Source organism: Mucilaginibacter pallidiroseus (assembly GCF_007846085.1).
GTDB classification, from domain to species: Bacteria; Bacteroidota; Bacteroidia; order Sphingobacteriales; family Sphingobacteriaceae; genus Mucilaginibacter; species Mucilaginibacter pallidiroseus.
The window spans coordinates 165,556-187,465 of sequence record NZ_VOEJ01000005.1 but is presented as its reverse complement, the minus strand read 5'-3'; the positions used below and the strand labels follow the sequence as shown (position 1 = coordinate 187,465).

Sequence of the window (21,910 nt, the reverse complement as noted above, 5' to 3'; positions counted from 1 at the left end):
TAATTAATTAGCAACACTCAGGACCGGCGCAAACATTACCACCTAAAGGCTTTTCTGCATAAACCGTGATGCTGTAAATGCCGGTTGCACCATTTTTAAAACTTTTAAGGTCAGTTTCGTTAAGGTAATTTGTTAAGATATCATCAGGAATGATAATCGGTTTTTCTTTTTGTATCGACACGTTCACAAAACCATTAACAGCTATCAAGTCGAGGTAGTCCTTTTTCTGTATCGCCCCGGATACACAGCCCGCATACATTTCAGCGTCTTTCCGCAGAGCATCGGGTAACTCGCCAACCAATACAACATCAGATATGCTGAAGTGGGCACCGGGCTTTAAAACACGGTATATTTCCTTCAACACCCCATTTTTATTAGGAACAAGGTTAAGCACGCAATTGCTCACCACCACGTCCGCAACATTTGATGTTACGGGCATGCTTTCAATGTCACCTTGCCTGAACTCAACATTGTTGTACCCTAATTTTTCGGCGTTTGTACGGGCCTTTGCAATCATAGCGGGGGTAAAATCAATACCAATAACCTTACCGGTGTCGCCTGCTTCCGCACGTGCAACAAAACAATCGTTACCTGCACCGCTTCCCAGATCAATCACCGTATCGCCTTGTTTAATTTTTGCAAATTGAGTAGGCAAGCCGCAACCTAAACCGAGGTCTGCATCTGCGGTGTAGCCATTTAAGTTTGTGTAATCATCCGTCATGATGTTATAAACCTCGGTTGAGCATCCGCCTGCACCGCAGCATGATGCCTGATTGTCTTCCTTATCCTGCAAAGCAATTTCACTATACTTTTGCCTTACTATTTCTTTCAACTTATCGTCAGTTCCTAATTTTGTTTCCATTGTAATATTGCGATTAATGAATGTAAATTTTTTTAACAGCAGGTGTTAAGTTCTTTATAAGAGTTAAATAGTTCGTTTACTTTTTTTTGCAGGCTATGCCATGCCTTCGGTTCAATGCAATAGCAAATACTGGTTCCTTCAATAGTGCCCTGGATAAGCCCAACGCTTTTGAGCTCCTTAAGATGCTGCGATATTGTTGCCTGGGCAAGCCCCAATTCACTTACAAGGTCGCCGCAAATGCAGGCGTTGGCTTTTATCAACTCCTGTAAAATTGCTATTCGTGCCGGGTGGGCTATGGCCTTAAGCTGCGCAGCAAGTAAATTTTGTGCTTCAGTATATGCTTCAACTTTGGTAGTTCCCATTATCGCAATATTACGATAAATAATATTAATCCAATATTTATTTTTTATTGGTCAGTAATGCTAATGTAAAACCGATAGGTTAAGCGTTGAGAATAGATTGTTGCCCGGGTTTTCGTCGGTATTGCTAAATTTGCCGCCTATGAGAGCCTGGCCGGTTACGCCGGGGTTATTGCCGCTGCCCAAAGGCCACTTGCCCGAAGTTTCGGTGATGCTGATGCCCGCCAGCGACGCTGCCTGCAAGCTAAAATCGGTACAGTTATTTTTGCTTAAATGGTACTCCAGATCGCCGTATTTTTTGGTTAGGCTAAGTATACGTTCAAATTTTCGCTGCGAAATGAATTTGCCAACCACTTCATCCCAAAGGTGCCCGCTATCATCTTTTAATTGCGATGGCGATGATGGTGCTACAGGTGTAGCTGCCAGCGGCTGGTCTTTTTTTGGGTAAAAGCCAAAAGAGCAGGTAACGTAGGTAGAGTCGGCGTTGTACTTTATCAGGGTAATAAACGTATGCCCTGTGTTACTGAACGAAAATATTTTACGTTTGCCCGGTACAGGCTGCTTAACATGGAACAGCATGGCATAAGCAATTGCGGGTTTGTTATCGTTAAAAGTCCCGGCAATGCGTTGGTAAGTGGTCATCTTACTTTTTTCATTCTTTACCAGTTGAGTCTGCACTGTTATCAGCGAATCATCTTTATAATTGATGGGGAGGTCGTCAATATTATCTACGGGGTTATTGTCAAGGGAATTGTTATCTGTTTGTTGCTTAATTGCTTTATCCCGGTCTTTTTTTATGGTTTTAAAAAAGCATTTCATTGCCAGTGGATACATTTTAAGCCGTGTAAAAAGGCTGGCAAACCTAAACATCAACTTACGGTTGGCCTGGTTGGCGTTCAGGTTATCTTCCATATCCAGCTGTTTTAGGTATTCCATCAGCTGGACACGCTGCTCTTTTTTTGTCAAGGTTGCAGAGAGCGACTTTTGTAATTCGCTATCATCTGCATCAAATACATTTACCGGTGAGCTGACCTTTTTAACTGAGCTGTTATTTGCAGAAGATATATTGGTGTTGAAAAGAAAATTTGCAGTCTCTATTTTGCTTAAGCTGTCTATATAACGCCCTCGATTGGCTGCCGACGCTGATAATTGTGCCTGAGCACTTATGCTTAACTGGCAAAGCAAAACAATCAGGAATAGCTTAAGAAAAGTTGAGTTGTATAACACTTTCATCCATCAATATCAATTAAAGAGGGGGAAGCCGCAGGTAGGGCTGTTAATGTGCAATATTAGTTTATCGCTTATTTAAAACGGTTAATATATTGTAAAAATTAAGTTATAGGCATATTAACAGATGGTTGAGCTCTGTGATACAGTTCTCATGCGGAGGATTTTACATCAAGGATTGCGAAAAAGTTATATTAAAAAAGCTGAGGTTGCGTTGCTTTTGCTTTATATATTAGATGCCTGCATAAATAGACTTTAATCAACCATATCAACATGACACCTTCAGCCAATATTTACAGTATGTTGCAAACCATGCGATGGTATGGCCCCCAAGACCCGGTTAGCCTGGCCGATATTAGGCAGGCAGGTTGCACAGGTGTGGTAACGGCGCTTCATCATATCCCCAATGGCGAAGTTTGGGAGGTCTCGGAAATAAAAAAACGGCAGGGTGAAGTGACCGCTGCTGGTATGGCTTGGGAGGTTGTTGAAAGTTTACCCGTAAACGAATCCATAAAAACTCAAACCGGCGATTACAAAAGACACATCGCAAATTACAAAACCAGCCTGCGCAACCTGGCAGCCTGTGGCATTAAAATAGTAACGTACAATTTTATGCCGGTGCTTGACTGGACACGTACCGATCTGGCTTTTGAAATGCCCGACGGATCAAAAGCATTGCTTTTTGAAAAAGCTGCATTTGCTGCGTTCGAGCTTTTTATATTGAAGCGGGAAGGGGCGGAGCAACACTATAATAATGATGAGATTTTAACTGCCAGGGCGCGGTTTGATTTAATGAGCGATGCCGAAAAGACGCTACTGCAGCGGAATATTATTGCCGGATTGCCGGGTAGCGAAGAAAGCTTTACGCTTGAGCAGTTCAGGCAGGCACTAAATACGTACAAAGGCATTGATGCCGCTAAATTGCGCTTGCATTTAGTTAATTTTTTAAAGGAGGTTGTTCCACTGGCCGATGAACTGGGTATTAAGATGGTTATTCACCCGGACGATCCACCTTACGATATCTTAGGTTTGCCGCGGGTAGTGAGCACGGCTGATGATCTGCAATATTTATTTAATGCTGTACCATCTCTGAGCAATGGTCTATGTTTTTGTACGGGGTCATTTGGGGTAAGGGCAGATAATGACCTGCCCGCCATGTTTGCCCAATTTGCCGACCGTATTAATTTTATACACCTGCGCAGCACCCGCCGCAACGCTGCCGGAGATTTTTATGAGGACAACCACCTGGAAGGCGATGTGGATATGTATGCCGTGGTAAAACAAATTATACTGGCCATGCAACGCCGCCAAGTAAATATACCTTTGCGGCCCGACCACGGGCACCAAATGCTTGATGATCTGGCCAAAAAAACAAACCCGGGCTATTCGGCTATAGGTCGTTTGCGTGGGCTGGCCGAACTGAGGGGTTTGGAAATGGGTATCAGCAGGTCAATATTTAATAACCATTAATTAATGATTTAGTGGTGCACTTAATTTTTTTCAATTGCACTGTAGCGTTTAGTAATTGGGTTACGTTTTATATATGACCGCCGGGCAAGCAGGCGGTTGAAACTATAAACACTTAACATTTGCAATAAAATGATTTACACTTCATTACTTAAGGGAAAAGGGATTGCTAAATGCGCTGCTATGGTGGCAGTAGCTGCGGCAAGCGTGGTTTTTACATCGTGCCTAAAAAACGATAACAACACAGTTATACCGGCACAGGATGTAGCGGCAATAAGTATTATAAATGCATCGCCAAACTCAAGAACTATCAATGTTGCTATTGATGACAAGAAATTAAATTCAAGCGGTATCAGCTACCTGTCGGGCTTCAGCTACCTGCGCGCCTTTAGCGGCGACCGTAAATTTACCGTAACCGAAAACAGCACTGCAAACACCACACTCATCAACAAAACTTTAAAGCTTAATAAAGACACTTACTATTCGCTATACATTGCCGGTGTTGGCGCAACCCCAAGCGACTCGTTAAGCTATGTTTTAACAGTTGACTCGTTGCGTGCGCCTGCAACTAATAAAGTGCGTATTAGGTTTGTGCACCTTTCTCCGGGCACATCATCTGTTGATGTAGGAGTTGCAGGGCAAACACCAATATTTGCCAATGTGCCTTACAAGGTGGCAACCAACTTTATTGAAATTGCACCCATTAATAACGTTGCAATGGTTATCAAAGATCATAACACAGGTGCCGAAATTGGGCGTTTAGAAAATACAAGCCTTCAAAGTGGCAATAATTACACTGTATTTGCTAAAGGAACTGCATCGGCCACGGTTAATGATTTAAAACCAGGTTTAAAAATCATCAACCACAATCAATTGTAATTAAAAGAACTTTACAACAAAAAAGGGTAGCCATTGGTTACCCTTTTTATTTTAATAACGATAGCAAATCCGTTTTTGAAAGCGACTGTAAAACCGATGCATCAGTTTTAATTAAATCATTGACCAGTTGCTTTTTAGTCTGCTGCAGCTCCATTATTTTCTCTTCGACGGTGTTAGGGCAAATTAGCCTTATGGCTACCACGTGATTATTTTGCCCGATACGATGCGCCCGGTCTATAGCCTGGTTTTCAACTGCAGGGTTCCACCATGGGTCGATCAGGTAAACATAGTCGGCCTCGGTAAGATTAAGCCCTGTGCCGCCTGCTTTTAAGCTGATGAGGAACACACGCTTATCTGCATTGGTTTGAAACTCATTAACCACCTTCTCGCGGTTGCGTGTGCTTCCCGTGAGCCAGCAAAAATCAACATTGCGCGCAATTAATTGTTTTTTAACCAGCTCCAGCATTGATACAAACTGTGAAAACACGAGGATTTTATGTTTGGGCGATTTTCCCTCAATCTGTTCAAGCAGCATATCAATTTTGGCCGACTCGTTACCCGGCGGCTTTTCTCCGGCCATCAGTTCAGGCGAGTTGCATATTTGCCGCAAGCGGGTAAGTCCCTTTAAAACATTCATCGGACTTTTCTTTAACACATCTTCGGTAGTGGCCGATATAAAGTCGCGAAACTCCTTCTCGTATGCATCATAGATGCTGCGTTGCTGCTGCTGCATATCGCAATACAGTATCATCTCTGTTTTCTGCGGCAGCTCGGCAGCTACCTGCTCCTTGGTGCGGCGCAGTATAAAGGGAGATATCTTTTGCTGCAGTTCTTCTGCACGTTTATAGCTTTTAAACTTATCTATGGGTATGGCATATATATCCCGGAAGTATTGTTTTGTACCCAGCATACCAGGGCAGGCAAAAGATAGTTGCCCATACAAATCGAACGTATTATTTTCGATAGGTGTCCCTGTTATAGCAATGCGGTTGCGCGCCTTCAATAATCTCGCTGCTTTATAGCGCTGCGAATCGGGGTTTTTTATGTTCTGTGATTCATCCAGGAAAACGTAATTAAAGGTATAATTCTTCAAAAAGTTAATATCGGACAGCAAAGTGCCGTATGTAGTTAGGATGATCTCAAAGGAGCCGAATTCGTGAATGTCGCGCAGGCGGTCGGCACCGTAAATAGTGAGCAGTTTGATGGAAGGGGCAAAGCGTTTAACCTCGGCTTGCCAGTTAAAAAGCACTGAGGTAGGCACTACAAGCAGGTTGGTATTTTGCTGATTCTTTTCCCGTTGGCTTAAAATAAATGAGATGATCTGAATGGTTTTACCCAAACCCATATCATCGGCCAAAACCCCGCCAAAGTTATGGCTATCCAAAAAGTTGAGCCAGTTAAGGCCCTGCTGCTGGTAGGGGCGCAGTTTTGCCAATAGCGAGGCAGGCACGGGCACTCTTTTAATATCTTCAATGTTTTTAAAGTCGCGCCGGTAGTTGGCCACTTCGGTACGCATGGCTTCATCAAGCTGGTGCCCTTCAAAAAGCTCTTCGATAATATCAAAGTTTGTTTTAGGGATGTTCAGCGTATCGTCGGCACTTATTTCGCCGGCGTTAAAAAAACTTTCAAACTTTTCTATCCAATCTGCCGGTAAAATTCCAAGTGTGCCATCATCAAGCTGGATGTACCTGCTTTTATTGTGTACAGCCTTGTTCACCTTTTTGAGCGGTGCGCGTGCTTTGCCAAAGCGCACATTAACTTCGGTATTAAACCAATTTATACCGCTTAGCACCCTTATGGTAATCTTAACTTTATTTGGATTGAGCTTGTTGCCTTCAAGCTCATTAAAACCCAATACAGTTATATCATTGGCAGCCCAATCTTCAAACACGCTCAAAAACCAATCCTCATTTAAAAAATGGCGCTTGTGCAGGTAAAAGTACTGCAGGTCATCCTCGTTAAGCTGCTCCTCAAAATACACATGTTGTTTTAGCAAAAGCGCCATAAACTCGAGCTCGGCCTCCTGGTTGCGCTCAATCAAAAAAGGTTTACCCTTTGCGTCGCTGCCGTAAATAAGTCGCTTGGTGCGAATGGGTATCTCTACCTCGCCATAGCGCATTACCGGGACTATCATCACGTGACTCCCAAAGTCGGACAGGTAAATTATCTTTTCGGTACCTTCTGTAAAGCCGTGTTGTTGTAGCTGTTTCGGCGTTGCCGGCTTTATATCTTTATAACCAACGTTTATCCTGTCTTCCAACTTAGATAAGAACCCGGCTTTAAATTCCTCGAACTTTGATTGGTGTACCAGCAGGTTGTCTGTGCGGTTTTTGAGCAGATCTATCAGCGCCAATACCTGCAAATTATCGGCAAGGAAAAGCGTACCGTTCAGCAATACAAAATAGCTAAAACTGATGCCAAGTTGGTTAAGTGGGTAATCTTTGTCGCCTATACGGATGCTCCCCGAAACTTCATAGAAGTTACCCTTTTGCTTAACACTCAACCGCACCTCACGGGGAATTATGGCAACCTTCACTGGCACTACAGATGTTGCCGTTACGTTTTCAGATACATCAGCATTATGATAGTAAAATGTATAACCCGGCTCATTTTTTACAATGGCACGCAGGGCTTTCACATCGGCCTCGGTACGGGTGTTGTTAAGGTGGTTTTGAAATTTATTAATTCCGGTAAAAAACTTAAGATAGCTATTATCGTCAGTTTGCCAGATCATATCCAGCGGGTTAACAACCACCATGGGGTTTTTAATTTTACCTTCCTTAGTGGTTTGCGCCGAGTACAACTCAATAAAAAGATACTTGTAGTACTTATGCTGTTTGATTACAACGCATATAGCATGATCGGTTTCGTTATTCGGCAGTTGCGTTGGCTGGGCGATGAGCTCATTCAGATTAGCAAGACTTTCCTTGGTTACCTTTACGAGAGACGTAGATGCAGCGCTGATTACTGCCTTTTTATTTTGATAATTAACGGTGAAGAAACGGTCGAGGTTAGGTTCGTTTTCCAAACCATATTCAGCAGCTATTTTCTGCAATTGTTTATGCCGCAATTTACCATTAAAAAAAATGCCAAGCTCGGGCTTGCGTAACACAGCGCCCAAAGCAAGCGCCTGGTGCATGCACATTTTACCGGCAATAGCCGCGCAGCTACAGGTCAATATTAATAGGCCCGGTTGCTGTAAAAGGCCAACCGGAGGGAAGGTCGTATCAAACTGGTGCGTAAAAACGCCTTCGTTGAGCTGGATGTGGCGTGGCGTAATGTCTTGGTAGGATGAAGGATCGATGTTGGCTGCGGTATTTTGCTGTACAACGGCCTCGGTGATGTTTTCAAAAGGGGTGTCCTTTAAAACAAAAGTGTGCTGCGTTATATCATTTATGCCGTAACCTGTAACCACCCGTAAACTATTAGCTTGGCTGTAAATATCTTAAGAAATGCACACAATAGCACCCGATGTTTAAAATTTAAAACGGGTAATTTTGCTTGTAATCGTTTTATCTTTGCGCTGTGCCGCCAAGAAAACAACCGTCTGCCAAACAAATACTCAAACCCAAACCCCGTGCAACCACGAAACGAAAGCCGGCTGCAAAAAAGAAAAGTAACCCCAGCGAGTTTCCAAAATATACGGTGATTGCACTCATCTTGCTATCACCTTTTTATTATGGTTACGTGCTTAAAATGGCATCATCGTCGTGGCGATGGCTGCTTGATATTGGCGAAGATCAGCATTACCGCAAATACCGAAGCTTCAACATCCGCATCCCCACCAGGTATAAGATCCACGGCATCGACGTATCATACGCCCAAGGTAAAATTAACTGGCAGCGCGTGGCTGCAATGGAAGAAGATAGCGTGCGCATCAAGTTTGCTTTTATAAAAGCTACCGAGGGCCTGCTTACTGTAGACCCATATTTTAAGCGCAACTGGCGCGAAGCGCCGAAGGTGGGCATAACGTGCGGAGCATACCACTTTTTCCGTCCTAAAAAGAATGGCTTATGGCAGGCCAGGTTTTTCCTGCAAAATGTAAATGTGGAAGCGGGAGATTTGCCTTGTGTGGTTGATATTGAAAGGCTGGATGGCACCTCTCCGCAAAACATGCGAAAGGAACTAACATCATTTATCAAGCATATTGAAAAGCATACCGGTGCCAAACCTATTATATACACCGGGCTTAGCTTTTATAAGGATTATCTCGACGGCTATTTTGATAGCTACCCCTTATGGATTGCCCACTACAATCAGCAGGAATTAAAGATGGCCGATGGTACAAACTGGCAGTTTTGGCAACACTCGGAAACTGCCCGGATAGATGGTATTAACCACACGGTAGATTTTGATGCCTTCCGAGGGGATAGTACTTCATTTTATAATTTGTTGCTTCGTTAAGCAGTACGCGTCATACTGAGTTTAGAATAGTTATAAGCAAACAAGTAATGCCGTATCGGGTTGTTTTCTTATAACGAAATTCTTTAAGTATGAAGTCGGAGCCACAGGTAATAAATAATGAACATGATAAGTTGCCGGCGGCTTTAGCGCCGGAGCTTGATATTGTGTTGCGGGTAAATGGGCATGATCGCACCATAACTGTGCGGCCCTGGGTTACTTTGCTTGATGCATTACGTGGGCGGCTCGACCTCACAGGCACTAAAAAAGGCTGCGACCACGGGCAATGCGGCGCGTGTACGGTTCTGGTAAACGGTAAACGCATCAACTCCTGCCTTACACTTGCCGTAATGCAAACCGGTAATGATATAACTACCATTGAAGGCATTGCCCAAGACGGAATGCACCCAATGCAGCAGGCTTTTATTGATCATGATGCTTTTCAGTGCGGGTATTGCACGCCCGGGCAGATATGCTCGGCCATTGGGATGCTTAATGAAGGCCACGCACATACGCGAGGGGATGTGCAGGAATTAATGAGCGGTAACCTGTGCCGGTGCGGTGCTTATACCAACATTGTTGATGCCATTATGGAAGTGAAGGAGGCGCAGGGTAATGAATAACTTTACTTATATAGCGGCAGATACACCGAAACAGGCTGCAAATATTATCTCGCAAAATCCTGATGCTGCGTTTATAGCTGGCGGCACCAATCTTATTGATTTGATGAAGGAAAACATTGCCAAGCCAAATCAATTGATTGATCTAAATAAAATTCCGGGGCTCGATGAAATAACCGAATTGCCGGACGCCGGTCTACGTCTTGGCGCACTGGCCCGCAATGCAGATACCGCTTATCATCCATTGGTGCAGGAGCGTTACCCACTATTAGCCGACGCCATTTTAGCCGGAGCTTCGGCGCAGTTGCGTAACATGGCAACAAATGGTGGCAATTTATTGCAACGCACCAGGTGTTATTATTTTTATGACATTGCTACACCTTGCAACAAACGCGAGCCCGGAAGTGGTTGTGCTGCCTACGATGGCTATAACCGCATGAACGCTATTTTAGGGTCGAGTGAGCACTGCGTAGCTGTTTTTCCAAGTGATATGTGTGTGGCACTCGCAGCTCTCAATGCAACCGTTAACGTTAGCGGCGCAACGGGCGAAAGGCAAATTCCTTTTAACGAGTTTCATCGCCTGCCGGGCGATACGCCGCAGTTAGATAATAATTTGCAGCACGGCGAAATTATTACATCGATAGATTTACCACCGGGCGGCCTCAATAAAAACTATTCTTATCTCAAGCTTCGAGATCGTACGTCATATGCCTTTGCGCTGGTTTCGATAGCTACAGCTTTTGAATTGAAGGATGGCCTGATAGTCGACGCCAGGATAGCACTTGGCGGTGTCGCACACAAACCATGGCGGGTTACGGAGGCAGAGGAATTTTTGAAAAACAAGCAACCTGCCAAAGAAAGCTTCACCCAGGCAGCTACCCTTATTTTAAAGGGCGCGGTAGGGCTAAAACACAATGCCTTTAAAATTGAGCTTGCAAAGCGTGCCATTGTGCGTAATTGTTTAACAGCACTAAACCCCGATAAGTAATATGCAACAGAAATATATTGGCAAAGCAATAAGCCGTGTAGACGGCCCGGCCAAGGTTACCGGCACAGCTAAATACGCCGCGGAATATAACGTACCTGACCTGCATTACGGATACGTGGTAAACAGCACAATTGCAAACGGCGAAATTGAAAAGATAAATCTTACAAAGGCTGCAATGGTTGACGGCGTTGTAAAAATTTACACCCACGAAAACCGGCCGTCAACAGCATGGCTGAGTTTGAATTACGCCGATATGGATGCCCCGCCAGGCAAGCCATTTGTACCCATGCACAACAATAAGGTGGTGTACAACGGCCAGCCAATTGCGATGGTAGTTGCTAAAAGTTTTGAAGTGGCCCGCTATGCTGCATCATTAATTACGGTTGAATATAAGGCTGATAAATCCGATACAGACCTTGTGGCAAACCTGCAAAATGCCCGCGATCCTAAAAAAGGACTTGCATCATTTTTAAAACCACCACCACCAAAACCAAAGGGAAACGCGGCTAAAGCTTATGAGGCTGCACCGCTAAAAGCAGGAGGGAGTTTTTATCACGGGGTTGAGCACCATAACCCCATGGAGCCTTTTGCAACAACAGTAGTTTATGAGGACAAAGATAAACTGAAAATTTATGACAAAACGCAAGGCTCGGTAAATACCCAAATGTATGTAGCTAACGTATTTGGCTTAAAGTTTAAAGATGTAAGGGTATTGTCGCCGTTTGTGGGCGGGGCATTTGGATCAGGCTTGCGGCCACAGTATCAGTTGTTTCTGTCGGTAATGGCAGCGCTGGATATGCAATGCAATGTGAGGCTTACATTAAACAGGCACCAAATGTTTACGTTTGGCCACAGGCCGGCCACACTACAAAATACTTTCTACGGTGCGGATGCTGATGGTAAGTTGCAATCGATACAGCATGAAAGTGTAGCCGAAACATCTACCTATGAAGATTACACTGAGATAGTTGTTAACTGGGCAAATATGATTTACCCATCGCCAAATGTTAATCTCCAGTACAAACTGGCTCCGTTAAACATGGCAAGCCCAATGGATATGCGTGCGCCGGGCGGCGCCACTGGTATGCACCCGGTAGAAATCACTATTGATGAATTGGCTCACCAGGCAGGTATGGATCCGGTAGAGTTCAGGTTGTTGAACTATACCGATGAAGATGAAACTACGGGTAAGCCTTACTCAAGTAAGGAGCTGAAAGAGTGCTTTAAGCAGGCAGCCGAAAAGTTTGGCTGGGCCAAGCGCAACCCTCAGCCACGGTCAATGCGCCGGGGGCACAAGTTGGTAGGATGGGGTATGGCAACCGGCATATGGGAAGCCATGCAGGTGCCTACCCGGGCCGAGGCAATTTTAACCGCGGATGGAAAGCTTACGGTACGGAGCGCTACAGCCGATTTTGGTACAGGTACTTATACGGTAATGGCGCAAATTGCTGCCGACGCTATGGGAATGAGCTTGGACAATGTGACGTTTGAACTTGGCGATTCGGACATGCCTTTCGCACCAATCTCGGGTGGGTCATTTACGGCAGCAAGCTGCGGAACGGCTGTACAGGCAGCGTGCCTTGGGCTTAAAAAGAAGTTACTTAAAAAAGCCCAAAGTACCAATGCAGAATATAAATCTGTGAACTTAGATGATATCGCCTTTGTGGATGGTCAGCTTCAACCTACGAACAGCGCAGTCAAACCGATTGCTTATACCGATTTGGCAGCTGCCTCAAAAAATAAGCAAATAGCAAGCAAAAACATGGGCTGGCCGCAAATGATGAAGCAGCGCAAGTATACCCGTGCCGCGCATAGCGCTATATTTGCAGAAGTTGAGGTTGACGAAGATTTCGGTGTTGTAAAAGTAACCAGGCTGGTAAGCGCTATTGCCGCTGGCAAAATTTTAAATCCAAAAACGGCACGCAGCCAAATATTGGGCGGCATGGTTTGGGGCATAAGTAAAGCACTTCGCGAGGAATCTGTAATGGACCATCGGATAGGGCGTTTCATGAATACTAATCTTGGCGAATACCATACCCCTGTTAATGCAGACATCCATCAGCTTGATGTGATATTTGTGGAAGAAGATGATCAAATTGTAAACGACCTTGGCATAAAAGGAATTGGCGAGATTGGTTTGGTAGGCGTGCCGCCGGCTATTGCAAACGCTATTTTCCATGCAACGGGCAAACGTGTACGTAACCTGCCAATTAAGCTAAATGATTTGATGTAATTTAATAGAAGTCATATCAAAGAAAAGATCAGCATCATAATTTAGGCATACATATTGTTTTAGTACTTCTAAATATTAACCTATGAAAACGCAAAGCAATTTTAACGCAATAACAGATGCCGACAAACGCGGCGATGATTGGAACGCTACTTACCAGGATAGCACAGATAACACTGTACCGGCAGAAGCATTGCCTGATGATGTAAGCGAAACAACTATCACCACTAACAAAGGCTTATCAGGCACCGAAGAAACGCGCGGTGACGACTGGGATTCGACGTATAAGGAAACTAATATTGAATCTGGCACCGGTCCGGACGACATCATACAAACAGATGTTGATGAAGACGACAGGGAAGACAATACACAGTCGTCATTGTAAAATTGATCAACAAAAGAACGCCCCGGATCTCATCCCGGGGCGTTATCAACTAAATCAGGTCAATCTCATGTAGTCCTTTCTCAAGGGACTATTAATGACCTGATGCCTTTAGCGGGCTCCATTTATAAAAGCCATCACTTTCTTTGTTTCCTGCGGATATACCGCTATATAATGTGTGCGTACCAGGTAGGGCACTTGCAACTTATTGTTCTTATTAGTTTCAACCGCAATAAGGTTGGAAGGTTTTGCGGGCATGTGGCAATCAATACATTTTGTTTTAATAGCCGTGCCGAGCTTTTGGGTTAGCGGGCACTCGTTGCCGTTGTTATGGGTATGGCAGCTTAGGCATTTTTGATTAAACACAGCAAGGTCGCCAGTTTGCTTTTTGTGCGTATCGTGGCAACTGTTGCAATCCATATTACTCATGGTAAAACATTTACTTGCTGCCAGCAGGCCGTTTTGATTGCCGTGTACATCAAGTGTAGCGGGATTAACATTCTGCGAAAAGAAATTGTGTTCCTTGAAATTACTTAGCGTATCGCCCATTTTAAACGCAAAGGCCGTGCGTAAAAAGGCCTCTTTGTTACCGCTGTGGCAAACGGCACAGGCATCCAGCTTTTGCTGGCGGGTAAAGCTTTTGTTTGTGTGGATATATTTCGCCTCCTTAACTTCCGGGTACTCGGTATGAAAGTTTACGTGGTTTGCCGATGGGCCGTGGCAACGTTCGCAGTCGATTCCGTAAATAATAGACGCCTTATCGAATTGTACACTGCGGTCGGTAATACTGCCGCTTGTTTTTTCAATTTCCCTCACGTATGATGTATGGCACTCCAGGCAACGCGTGGCAATTGGTCTGTTAAAGTCAATCCGTCCGGCATCATAACCCGGGCTGTTTGTCCAGTTATGCAAGGCGCTGAAGTACGATATAGGCAACTCGAAAAGCAGCTTCTCGCGCCAGTATAAATACGTTTCGGCCTTAACACCACCTATGGTGATTCCAAACTTTTGGGATTGTACGCGTTTGCCGTTTATATAGCCAGACTGGTATAAACCATCGGCTCGTTGATCCATTACAATTTTGCTGCCGTTGCCAAAATCAAACCCGTTGTGACCGGCTGAAAAACTTCCATGAATACTTTTGGCGTTAGCCGGGCGCGAGGTAGCGTAATGAGCCGTTTGCAAATAACTGTCGTAAACCGCCCCATGGCACTTCCTACAGCTTTGCGAGCCTGCAAATGCCTCGCCGCGTGGGTCGGTAGTTTTTTGCGGCCCAAGGCATTGCGTTAAAATAGCAGCCAGGGGCAGCAGCAAAAGGCATAAAAATAAAAGCTTTTTTTTAGGAGCCATTGATGGGAAAGGCAATAAAAAAGCTGCCGCTTTTAAAACGGCAGCTTTTTTCAATTATTTGCGGGCTGTATTAATAACCCGGGTTTTGTTTAAGTTGTGTACCGTTAAGTGTTTCGGTTAACGGGATAGGTAAAACATCATTAGTACCTGCTTTAAAACCTTTAAATGCAAGTGCCGATGCAGCCTGGCCGGTTCTAACCAGGTCAAACCAACGGTGACCTTCTGTAGCAAGTTCAAGGCGGCGCTCGTTATAAATGTTTGCCAAAGTTGCAGCTACCGGGGCAAGCTTAACACGTGCACGTACAGCGTTTAATAATGCTGCTGCGCGGTTAATGTCGCCACCTGCGTTTACCAAAGCTTCTGCTTCCATCAGATAGGTATCAGCAAGGCGTATTTCGATGTAGTCATTCGGCCAGTTCAAATCAGTTAAACCGGTTGTAACAACGTTCTCTTTTTTAGGTGCGTATTTCTCAATATAGTAACCTGTGCCTTGGTAGCTTTCCAGGAAAGCAGAGCCGGTAGCTTTTGTAAGGCTATCTATGTTCGACACTGTGTATGGGTAACGCGGGTCGTTTTTAATAGCACTTACCAGGTTTGGTGTAATAGGATTAAAGCCCCAACCACCACCGTAATAAATAGGACCGGTGTAGTTTCTTGGGCCTACCATTTGTACGTATACGTTCGATTTAAATTGGTTCCAGTTGCTCCAGGTGTAATTTTGTAGGCCAGAGTGCACAATCTCGAAGATCGACTCGCTGTTAAACTTATTGGTTGGCTTAAATATGTCGCCATAGTTGCTTACCAGTTTATAACCATAAGTGCTGGTGCCGCCCGGTGTGCCGTTAACTTCTGCAAGCGTTGAAGCTGCTAAAGCCCATTTCTTTTGGTAAAGATAAACTTTACCTAGTAATGCTTTCGCAGCACCTTGCGTAGCACGACCATTTTCTGCAGCCGATACCGAAGCCGGCAATGCCGGGATTGCAGCTGTAAGGTCGGCCTCTATTTGTGCATAAACAGCTTCCGGCGTAGCTTGCGGTTGCTGATAAACCTGCGAAAGTTGAAGCGAAGTAAGTATTAAAGGCACATTTTTAAATAGCCTAACAAGGTCAAAGTAATAATGGGCGCGTAAAAACTGTCCTTCGGCTGTATAGCGTTTAAGTAGATCTGCACTTAAGCCCGGTACGTTCGGCAGTTTCTCCAACAAAACGTCGGTACGGTTAACACCCTGGAAGTTTGATGCCCAAAAGCCACCTTGCGGGCCAATAGCCGGCGTCATGGTGTAATTGTTGATGGCTTGCCATTGCGGTACGTCAGACGAGCCGCCGCCGCCTGCAAAGCAATCATCCGATGCTGAGTTTAACGCGCCAAGCGGGTTAATGTATGTGTTATCGAGGCCACCGGTTTCGGTTACCATTGGGTCATACGCTGCAACAAGAGCATTAAATGCTTGTGTTGGATTAGCGTAATAGTTAGTTTCAAGAAACTGACCTTTTGGGTCGTTTTCAAGGAATGATTTTTTACAAGCTGCCATACTGCCAATAGCCAGTAAAACAGCACCTGTGTATATGGAATTTCTAAATTTCATGATAGTATTTATTATAAAGTGATATCCAAACCAACCATAAATGTGCGGGCCTGCGGGTAAATACCCATATCAATACCGCCGCTTATTTCAGGATCGTAACCTTTGTAACCTGTAATTGTAGCTAAGTTGTTGCTGCCCAGGTATACGCGTGCACGTTGTATATCAGCACGTTTCAGGAAATCTGATGATAAGTTGTAGCCCAACTGCAAAGTTTTAATGCGGAAGTATGCACCGTTTTGCAAATAAAAGTTTGATGGGTACCTGAAGTTGTTGTTCGGGTCGGCATCAGTTAATCTTGGGTAGTTGCTGGTAGGGTTGTCAACAGTCCATGCGTTTAAAGCCGCAATAGGGTAGTTGGCAGTAGCAATATCTAACCTGCGGTATGCCTGGTAAATTTTGTTACCCCAAACACCCTGGCCAAACATCCTGATATCAAAGTTCTTATAGTTAGCGCTGAAGTTAACACCATATGTAAACGTAGGGAGCGGGTTACCTAAAAACTTACGATCCTGATCGTTAATTACACCGTCGCCATTGTTGTCAATCCATTTAAAATCACCCGGTTTTGCGTTTGGCTGTATTAAGCCGCCACTTGCGTTGGTGTAAGCATTAATTTCAGCCTGAGATTTAAATGTGCCCAATTGCTCAAATCCGTAGAACGAGCCAACCGGCTGGCCAACTGCAGTACGACCAATTTCATAAGCAGTACTTTGCACGCTACCAACTGTGAAGAAGCTGATCTGGTTACCCAGGTAAGTAACTTCGTTATGGTTGTAAGATATGTTGCCACCTACTGTATAGTTAAAGTCGCCTGCTTTATTGCTGTACGACATGTTTAACTCGATACCTTTGTTCTCCATATCGCCAATGTTAGCAGATGGTTGTAAAGCAAAGCCAGCATATGATGGTAATTGTACTGTTTGCAACATGCCTTTAGTAACCTTGCGGTAAACATCTACGCTAACGGTTAGGTTCTGGAAGAACGTTGCATCAACACCAATATTAGCTGTGCGGGTTTGTTCCCACTTCAAATCCGGGTTTTGAGGTGCGTTAGGGCTGTAACCTACATAGTTAACATCATTACCGAAAATGTAGTTACGGCCACCGCTTACAGTTGATGTGTATTGGAATGGGTTTAACGACATCTCGTTACCTACAATACCGTAGCTACCGCGGATTTTTAAGTAGTCAACAAAGGTATTTTTTGGGAACCAGTCTTCTTTAGACATTACGTAACCAACCTGGCCTGAAGGGAAAACGCCGTAAACGTTGTTGCTACCGAATTTTGATGAACCATCCCTGCGGATGATACCGGTAAATAACCATTTGCCATCATAATCGTAAGTTACCCTTGCAAAGGTTGATGCCAGCGTATAAGGCTGGTCGTCGAAACCGTTGGCAATTTTGTTGGCATTTGCCAAAGCAAAGTTTGGAGACGCCTCATTAAAGCTGCTAACCGGCAAACCAAGGAAAGTACCATTTAGGCCAGACGCACTTAATTTTTGCGCACTGTAGCCTATTAAACCAGTGATGGTATGTTTACCAAATCCGCGGGTGTAAGTTGCCGTGTTATCTAAGTTCCAGCTTAAGTTGTTATTGTTTTCGCGGTAAAAAGACGTGTTTGACAGGTTGCTAGTGCTTGAGTTTAGGTAGTAGATAGGCGTGAAAGATTCGCTGCCATAATATGCTTGTTTAGCATTCATTTGCGAGCGTACTTTTAAACCTGCAATTGGTTCAATCTCTACATAAACGTTACCCAACAAATTGGTAGCGTAACCGTAATTGCCGTTTTGCGTTTGCGTATAAGCCAACGGGTTGGTTATCTCTTGCGCAACGTAGTTTGATATACCATATGGCAAACCTTGTGCATTGCGAACGATAGTTGCTGCATTGTTGGTGTAGATTGATGCATTTGGCTGGCCATTAATATCTGTAACTACTACCGGCGTAATAGGGTCAAGGTTTAATGCCGAGCTCAACGGACCACCGTATACGCTGTTTGTATTTAAGCTATTGCGGTTACGGATGTAAGAGTAAGTGAAGTTTTCGCCAATGCTTAACCATTTTTTTGGTTTGTAGCCGGTATTAACGGTGAAGGTAAACTTCTTGAAGCTTGAAATTTCCGGCATTACAATACCCTTTTGATCAATGTACCCGAATGATGTATAGAAGTTAGCTTTATCGTTTGCACCATTAACGCTCAAGTTATGGTTTTGGATCATCGCGTTATCGCTGAAGATCTCATTTTGCCAGTTGGTGCCAGTTCCAAAAGCAGACGGATTGGCAAATAATGCAGCTTTGCCGTCGTTTGTAAGCGCCTGGTTTCTTAATGTGGCATATTGGGTAGCGTTAGCAAGTTCTGGTTTATTAACAGGTGCCTGCCAGCCAACATAACCATTGTAAGCAACTCTCGGCGGGCCGTTTTTACCTTTCTTGGTTGTGATGAAAATTACACCGTTTGAGCCACGTGAACCGTAGATAGATGCAGCAGCATCCTTTAACACGTCCATTGATTCGATGTCACTTGGATTTAACAATTCAAGGCCACCGTTTAACACTACACCGTCAACTACGTATAATGGGTTACTGTTGTTGATAGACGTTACACCACGCACGCGTACGTTTGGTGCCGAACCAGGTGCGCCGGAACTTTGCACAACGTTAACGCCAGCTGTACGGCCTTTAAGGGCATCATCAACGCGGGTTAATTGTTGGTCCTGGATGTCGCTTGCTTTAACGCTGCTGATAGCACCGGTAATGCTACCGCGTTTTTGGGTGCCGTAACCTACTACAACTACCTCGTTAAGGTTGGTAACGTTCTCGGTAAGTACAATGTTAAATTCTGTTTGGTCGCCTACAATAACTTCTTTGCTGGCAAACCCAATGTAGGCAATTACCAATACAGAATTTGGACCGGCTACGTTCAGTTTAAAGTTACCATCAACATCGGTGGTTACACCATTGGTTGTACCTTTTTCAAGTACGCTTGCACCAATAACGGTTTGGCCTTTTGAGTCAACCACTTTACCGCGGATAGGTGTTGCGGCAACTTGTACAGCATTACCCGCAACAGCAGTGTTCAACGTACCGGGCTGGCCAAGGATTATCCTATCTTTGATAACTTCATAGCTAATGCCGTTCGATTTTAAAACATCGTCCAAAACGGTTTTAAGTGTAAGGTTATCAGCGCTTATCGATACTTGTTTGTTTAAGTTGATAGCTGTGTTGCTATAAATAAACTTAACCTTATCGTTTTTTTGCAATTGGTTAAGCACGTTTTGCAATGACGTGTTTGCTAACGATATGCTTACCTTTTTGTCAAGGATATTTTGGGCAGTTAGGTTGCTTGAATAAGCCATACTGCTTAACACCCCAAAAAGGAAGATTTGTATAAATGTAATCCTCATGATTTGATACCAGGGAATAGGTTTACGTAAATGAAATTTCATTATATTTGATTTGTTTCGTTGGTAAAAAATGGAACAATAATGCCCTGCACCGCTACTAACGGTGTGTAAAATGTGTGTGGGCTTCATTTTTAAGCTTAGGAGTGCTCGCAACACTTCTAAGTTTTTTTGCTTTTGAGATGTTTATAGGTTGATTTCTGGTTCGTTTTTCCTCATATTTAATTTTTACGGTAATTTATTGGTTGGTTAAGTACAATAGTATTATTGATAAAAGAATAGTCAATATTCAACGCCTTGCTTAAGGCATCTAAAACATCAGGCAGGTTAAGGCCTGTCAAATCCGCATTAAGCATAAACCTGTTTAGCTTATCGTCCGCAACTTTAATATTTACGTTGTATGTAGCATTTAATTGTGGCACAATATCCCGCAATGCTTTATTATCAAATACCAGGTTGGCATGTTTCCATATTTGCAACTCCGCATCGGGTTTGTTGCTTTGCATCTGCAGCGCTTTAGTCGCCCTGCTGAAAACAGCTTTTTGTTTCAGGTAAAGAATAACTTCTCCCTTATTAAGCTGCGCGATATTGTTAGTGCTGGTTTTTGATTTTACTGAAACAGACACTTTTCCCGTAACAACAGATACAGAAGCTGCTTTATCGATATCATTATCGCGCACAAAAAAGCTGGTTCCCCAAACTTTGGTTATGATGTTATTACTGGTTATGATGAACGGCCTTTTTGGATTTTTAGTTACCTCAAAGAAGCATTCGCCGGTCATGCTCACCATGCGGGCCGCTTTGTCAAACACACTCGGATATTTTAGCGTAGCATGTGGGTTTACCCAAACGGTACTGCTATCTGGCAAGACCGATTTATAGATGTGATTAGAGTTGTTGGCTATTAAGATATATTCAACAGTTTCGGCACTGGCAGTATGCGGGGCGGGGGTGGTGTTGCTTTTAGTATAAAAAATGCCTGCGGTAACCGCAATTGTAATAACGGCCGCGGCCGCGCCAATTTTATACCAGGGAAGCTTAGGTTTATTCAATTCAATAACTTGTGCTTCGACAATTGGCTGCCGATAGGCAATTTTTTGAAGAATGGCGTCATATATCTTTTCTTCAAGCGCCAACTGCTCAGCCTCGCTCAGGCCCGAAATATGGTCTGCTTCCTTGTCGTACGATTTATACCAGGCCAACACCAATTCCTCTTCCATAGCGGAACACGTGCCGTTTAAATACTTATCCAGTAAATTGCCTGGTAAAGGTTTGTTCATGAAGGTAGCGTTTATAACTTGGGCTTATATATACATTGACGTTTATATCAAGCGCAACCCTTACTCTGAATTAAAAAAAATATTTATTGTTATTTAAGTAGCAGGAAGCCCATGAGAAACAGGGCGTTACCTAAGCCAAGCCTTATCCTTTTTAATGCTTTTGTGATATGATGTTCAACCGTTTTTTCAGAAATGCCCAGCTCAAAGGCAATTTCCTTGTTGGTTTTATGTTCTATCCGGCTTAGTGCGAAAACAGAACGGCATTTGTCGGGTAGGGCATTTACCTCGTGGGCTATGGTTTCCTCAAGATCTTTTGCCAGGATCAAATCTTCGGTAGATGTGTCGCTTTCCGAATAGACTAATTTGAATGATTCACGGTGACGAGCCCGTACCTGCTCTTTCCTGAATTGATCAATAATTAGATGACTTGTACTGCTATGCAGATAGCCGGCTATCGTTTGGCTGATACTGATCTCAGTACACTTGTGCCAAAATGTGGTAAACACTTCCTGCGTAACTTCTTCGGCAGTTTCATTGTTTTTGAGGCGCTTGTAGGCAGCGGCATACAGTTCTTTCCAATACCGGCGATAAATTTCGCGAAATGCTGCAGGCTTATCCAGCTTGAGCAGATCGATCAATTCTTCTTCGGTTAACTTGGTAAAATCACACATCATTCCGGCCCGGTAGTCAGCTTGGCAACGCTTAAAAATAATCTACAAACATCCTAAAAACATTTGATAGCTGTGAATGCAAATGTCATAAAACCGTTAACTTAAATGTTAATGCTCTGTATCTTTTGTGATACATCTTCTTAGGATCACTATCCGTCAGGAAATGTGAAATATTATGGAAATCTAAGCCCTCTCAACACAACTA

Annotated in this window: 16 protein-coding genes; 7 read left to right on the top strand and 9 right to left on the bottom strand. The window is 43.9% G+C overall.

Annotated elements, in window-relative coordinates:
* Window positions 1-7: 7 nt before the first annotated feature.
* Genes FPZ43_RS11835 through FPZ43_RS11825 form a run of 3 tightly spaced genes read right to left on the bottom strand, consistent with a single transcriptional unit; the run spans window position 8 to window position 2,454 of the window.
* The gene (locus FPZ43_RS11835; RefSeq protein ID WP_146382132.1) at window positions 8-862 is read right to left on the bottom strand and encodes an arsenite methyltransferase; all 855 of its coding nucleotides are present in this window, start codon (window positions 860-862) and stop codon (window positions 8-10) included.
* 32 nt (window positions 863-894) lie between these two features.
* Window positions 895-1,224, bottom strand: coding sequence for an ArsR/SmtB family transcription factor (locus FPZ43_RS11830; RefSeq protein WP_146382131.1), 330 nt, complete (start codon window positions 1,222-1,224; stop codon window positions 895-897).
* A gap of 60 nt (window positions 1,225-1,284) precedes the next feature.
* Window positions 1,285-2,454 carry a hypothetical protein gene (locus FPZ43_RS11825; protein WP_146382130.1) on the bottom strand — a complete coding sequence of 390 codons (1,170 nt, stop codon included), beginning with the start codon at window positions 2,452-2,454 and terminating at the stop codon, window positions 1,285-1,287.
* A 267-nt stretch (window positions 2,455-2,721) separates the two neighbouring features.
* Between FPZ43_RS11825 and uxuA the strand changes: the two genes are divergently transcribed.
* Complete coding sequence (uxuA, locus tag FPZ43_RS11820) at window positions 2,722-3,918, top strand: mannonate dehydratase (protein ID WP_261381069.1); 1,197 nt, start codon at window positions 2,722-2,724, stop codon at window positions 3,916-3,918.
* Window positions 3,919-4,047: 129 nt separating this feature from the next.
* Window positions 4,048-4,794, top strand: coding sequence for a DUF4397 domain-containing protein (locus FPZ43_RS11815; RefSeq protein WP_146382129.1), 747 nt, complete (start codon window positions 4,048-4,050; stop codon window positions 4,792-4,794).
* A gap of 46 nt (window positions 4,795-4,840) precedes the next feature.
* On the opposite strand, the gene FPZ43_RS11810 is transcribed toward FPZ43_RS11815, so the two are convergent.
* Window positions 4,841-8,209, bottom strand: coding sequence for a DEAD/DEAH box helicase (locus FPZ43_RS11810; protein ID WP_261381067.1), 3,369 nt, complete (start codon window positions 8,207-8,209; stop codon window positions 4,841-4,843).
* A 110-nt stretch (window positions 8,210-8,319) separates the two neighbouring features.
* Between FPZ43_RS11810 and FPZ43_RS11805 the strand changes: the two genes are divergently transcribed.
* From FPZ43_RS11805 to FPZ43_RS11785, 5 genes are all read left to right on the top strand, one after another.
* A complete protein-coding gene (locus FPZ43_RS11805; protein ID WP_146382128.1) occupies window positions 8,320-9,198 on the top strand; it encodes a glycoside hydrolase family 25 protein in 879 nt (292 codons plus the stop codon).
* A gap of 89 nt (window positions 9,199-9,287) precedes the next feature.
* Complete coding sequence (locus FPZ43_RS11800; RefSeq protein ID WP_146382127.1) at window positions 9,288-9,818, top strand: (2Fe-2S)-binding protein; 531 nt, start codon at window positions 9,288-9,290, stop codon at window positions 9,816-9,818.
* Complete coding sequence (locus FPZ43_RS11795) at window positions 9,811-10,803, top strand: FAD binding domain-containing protein (protein WP_146382126.1); 993 nt, start codon at window positions 9,811-9,813, stop codon at window positions 10,801-10,803. Before FPZ43_RS11800 ends, FPZ43_RS11795 begins: the two co-directional genes overlap by 8 nt.
* 1 nt (window position 10,804) lies before the next feature.
* A complete protein-coding gene (locus tag FPZ43_RS11790) occupies window positions 10,805-13,036 on the top strand; it encodes a xanthine dehydrogenase family protein molybdopterin-binding subunit (RefSeq protein WP_146382125.1) in 2,232 nt (743 codons plus the stop codon).
* Between the two features lie 82 nt (window positions 13,037-13,118).
* A complete protein-coding gene (locus tag FPZ43_RS11785; RefSeq protein WP_146382124.1) occupies window positions 13,119-13,418 on the top strand; it encodes a hypothetical protein in 300 nt (99 codons plus the stop codon).
* Between the two features lie 108 nt (window positions 13,419-13,526).
* On the opposite strand, the gene FPZ43_RS11780 is transcribed toward FPZ43_RS11785, so the two are convergent.
* The 5 genes from FPZ43_RS11780 to FPZ43_RS11760 form a co-directional block, all read right to left on the bottom strand.
* Complete coding sequence (locus FPZ43_RS11780; protein WP_146382123.1) at window positions 13,527-14,819, bottom strand: multiheme c-type cytochrome; 1,293 nt, start codon at window positions 14,817-14,819, stop codon at window positions 13,527-13,529.
* Window positions 14,820-14,835: 16 nt separating this feature from the next.
* Window positions 14,836-16,350 carry a RagB/SusD family nutrient uptake outer membrane protein gene (locus FPZ43_RS11775; RefSeq protein WP_146382122.1) on the bottom strand — a complete coding sequence of 505 codons (1,515 nt, stop codon included), beginning with the start codon at window positions 16,348-16,350 and terminating at the stop codon, window positions 14,836-14,838.
* A gap of 11 nt (window positions 16,351-16,361) precedes the next feature.
* Window positions 16,362-19,799 carry a TonB-dependent receptor gene (locus tag FPZ43_RS11770; protein WP_186461825.1) on the bottom strand — a complete coding sequence of 1,146 codons (3,438 nt, stop codon included), beginning with the start codon at window positions 19,797-19,799 and terminating at the stop codon, window positions 16,362-16,364.
* A 176-nt stretch (window positions 19,800-19,975) separates the two neighbouring features.
* Complete coding sequence (locus FPZ43_RS11765; protein ID WP_146382120.1) at window positions 19,976-21,034, bottom strand: FecR family protein; 1,059 nt, start codon at window positions 21,032-21,034, stop codon at window positions 19,976-19,978.
* Window positions 21,035-21,123: 89 nt separating this feature from the next.
* Window positions 21,124-21,708, bottom strand: a complete 585-nt coding sequence (locus FPZ43_RS11760; protein WP_146382119.1) for an RNA polymerase sigma-70 factor — start codon at window positions 21,706-21,708, stop codon at window positions 21,124-21,126.
* Window positions 21,709-21,910 lie beyond the last annotated feature (202 nt).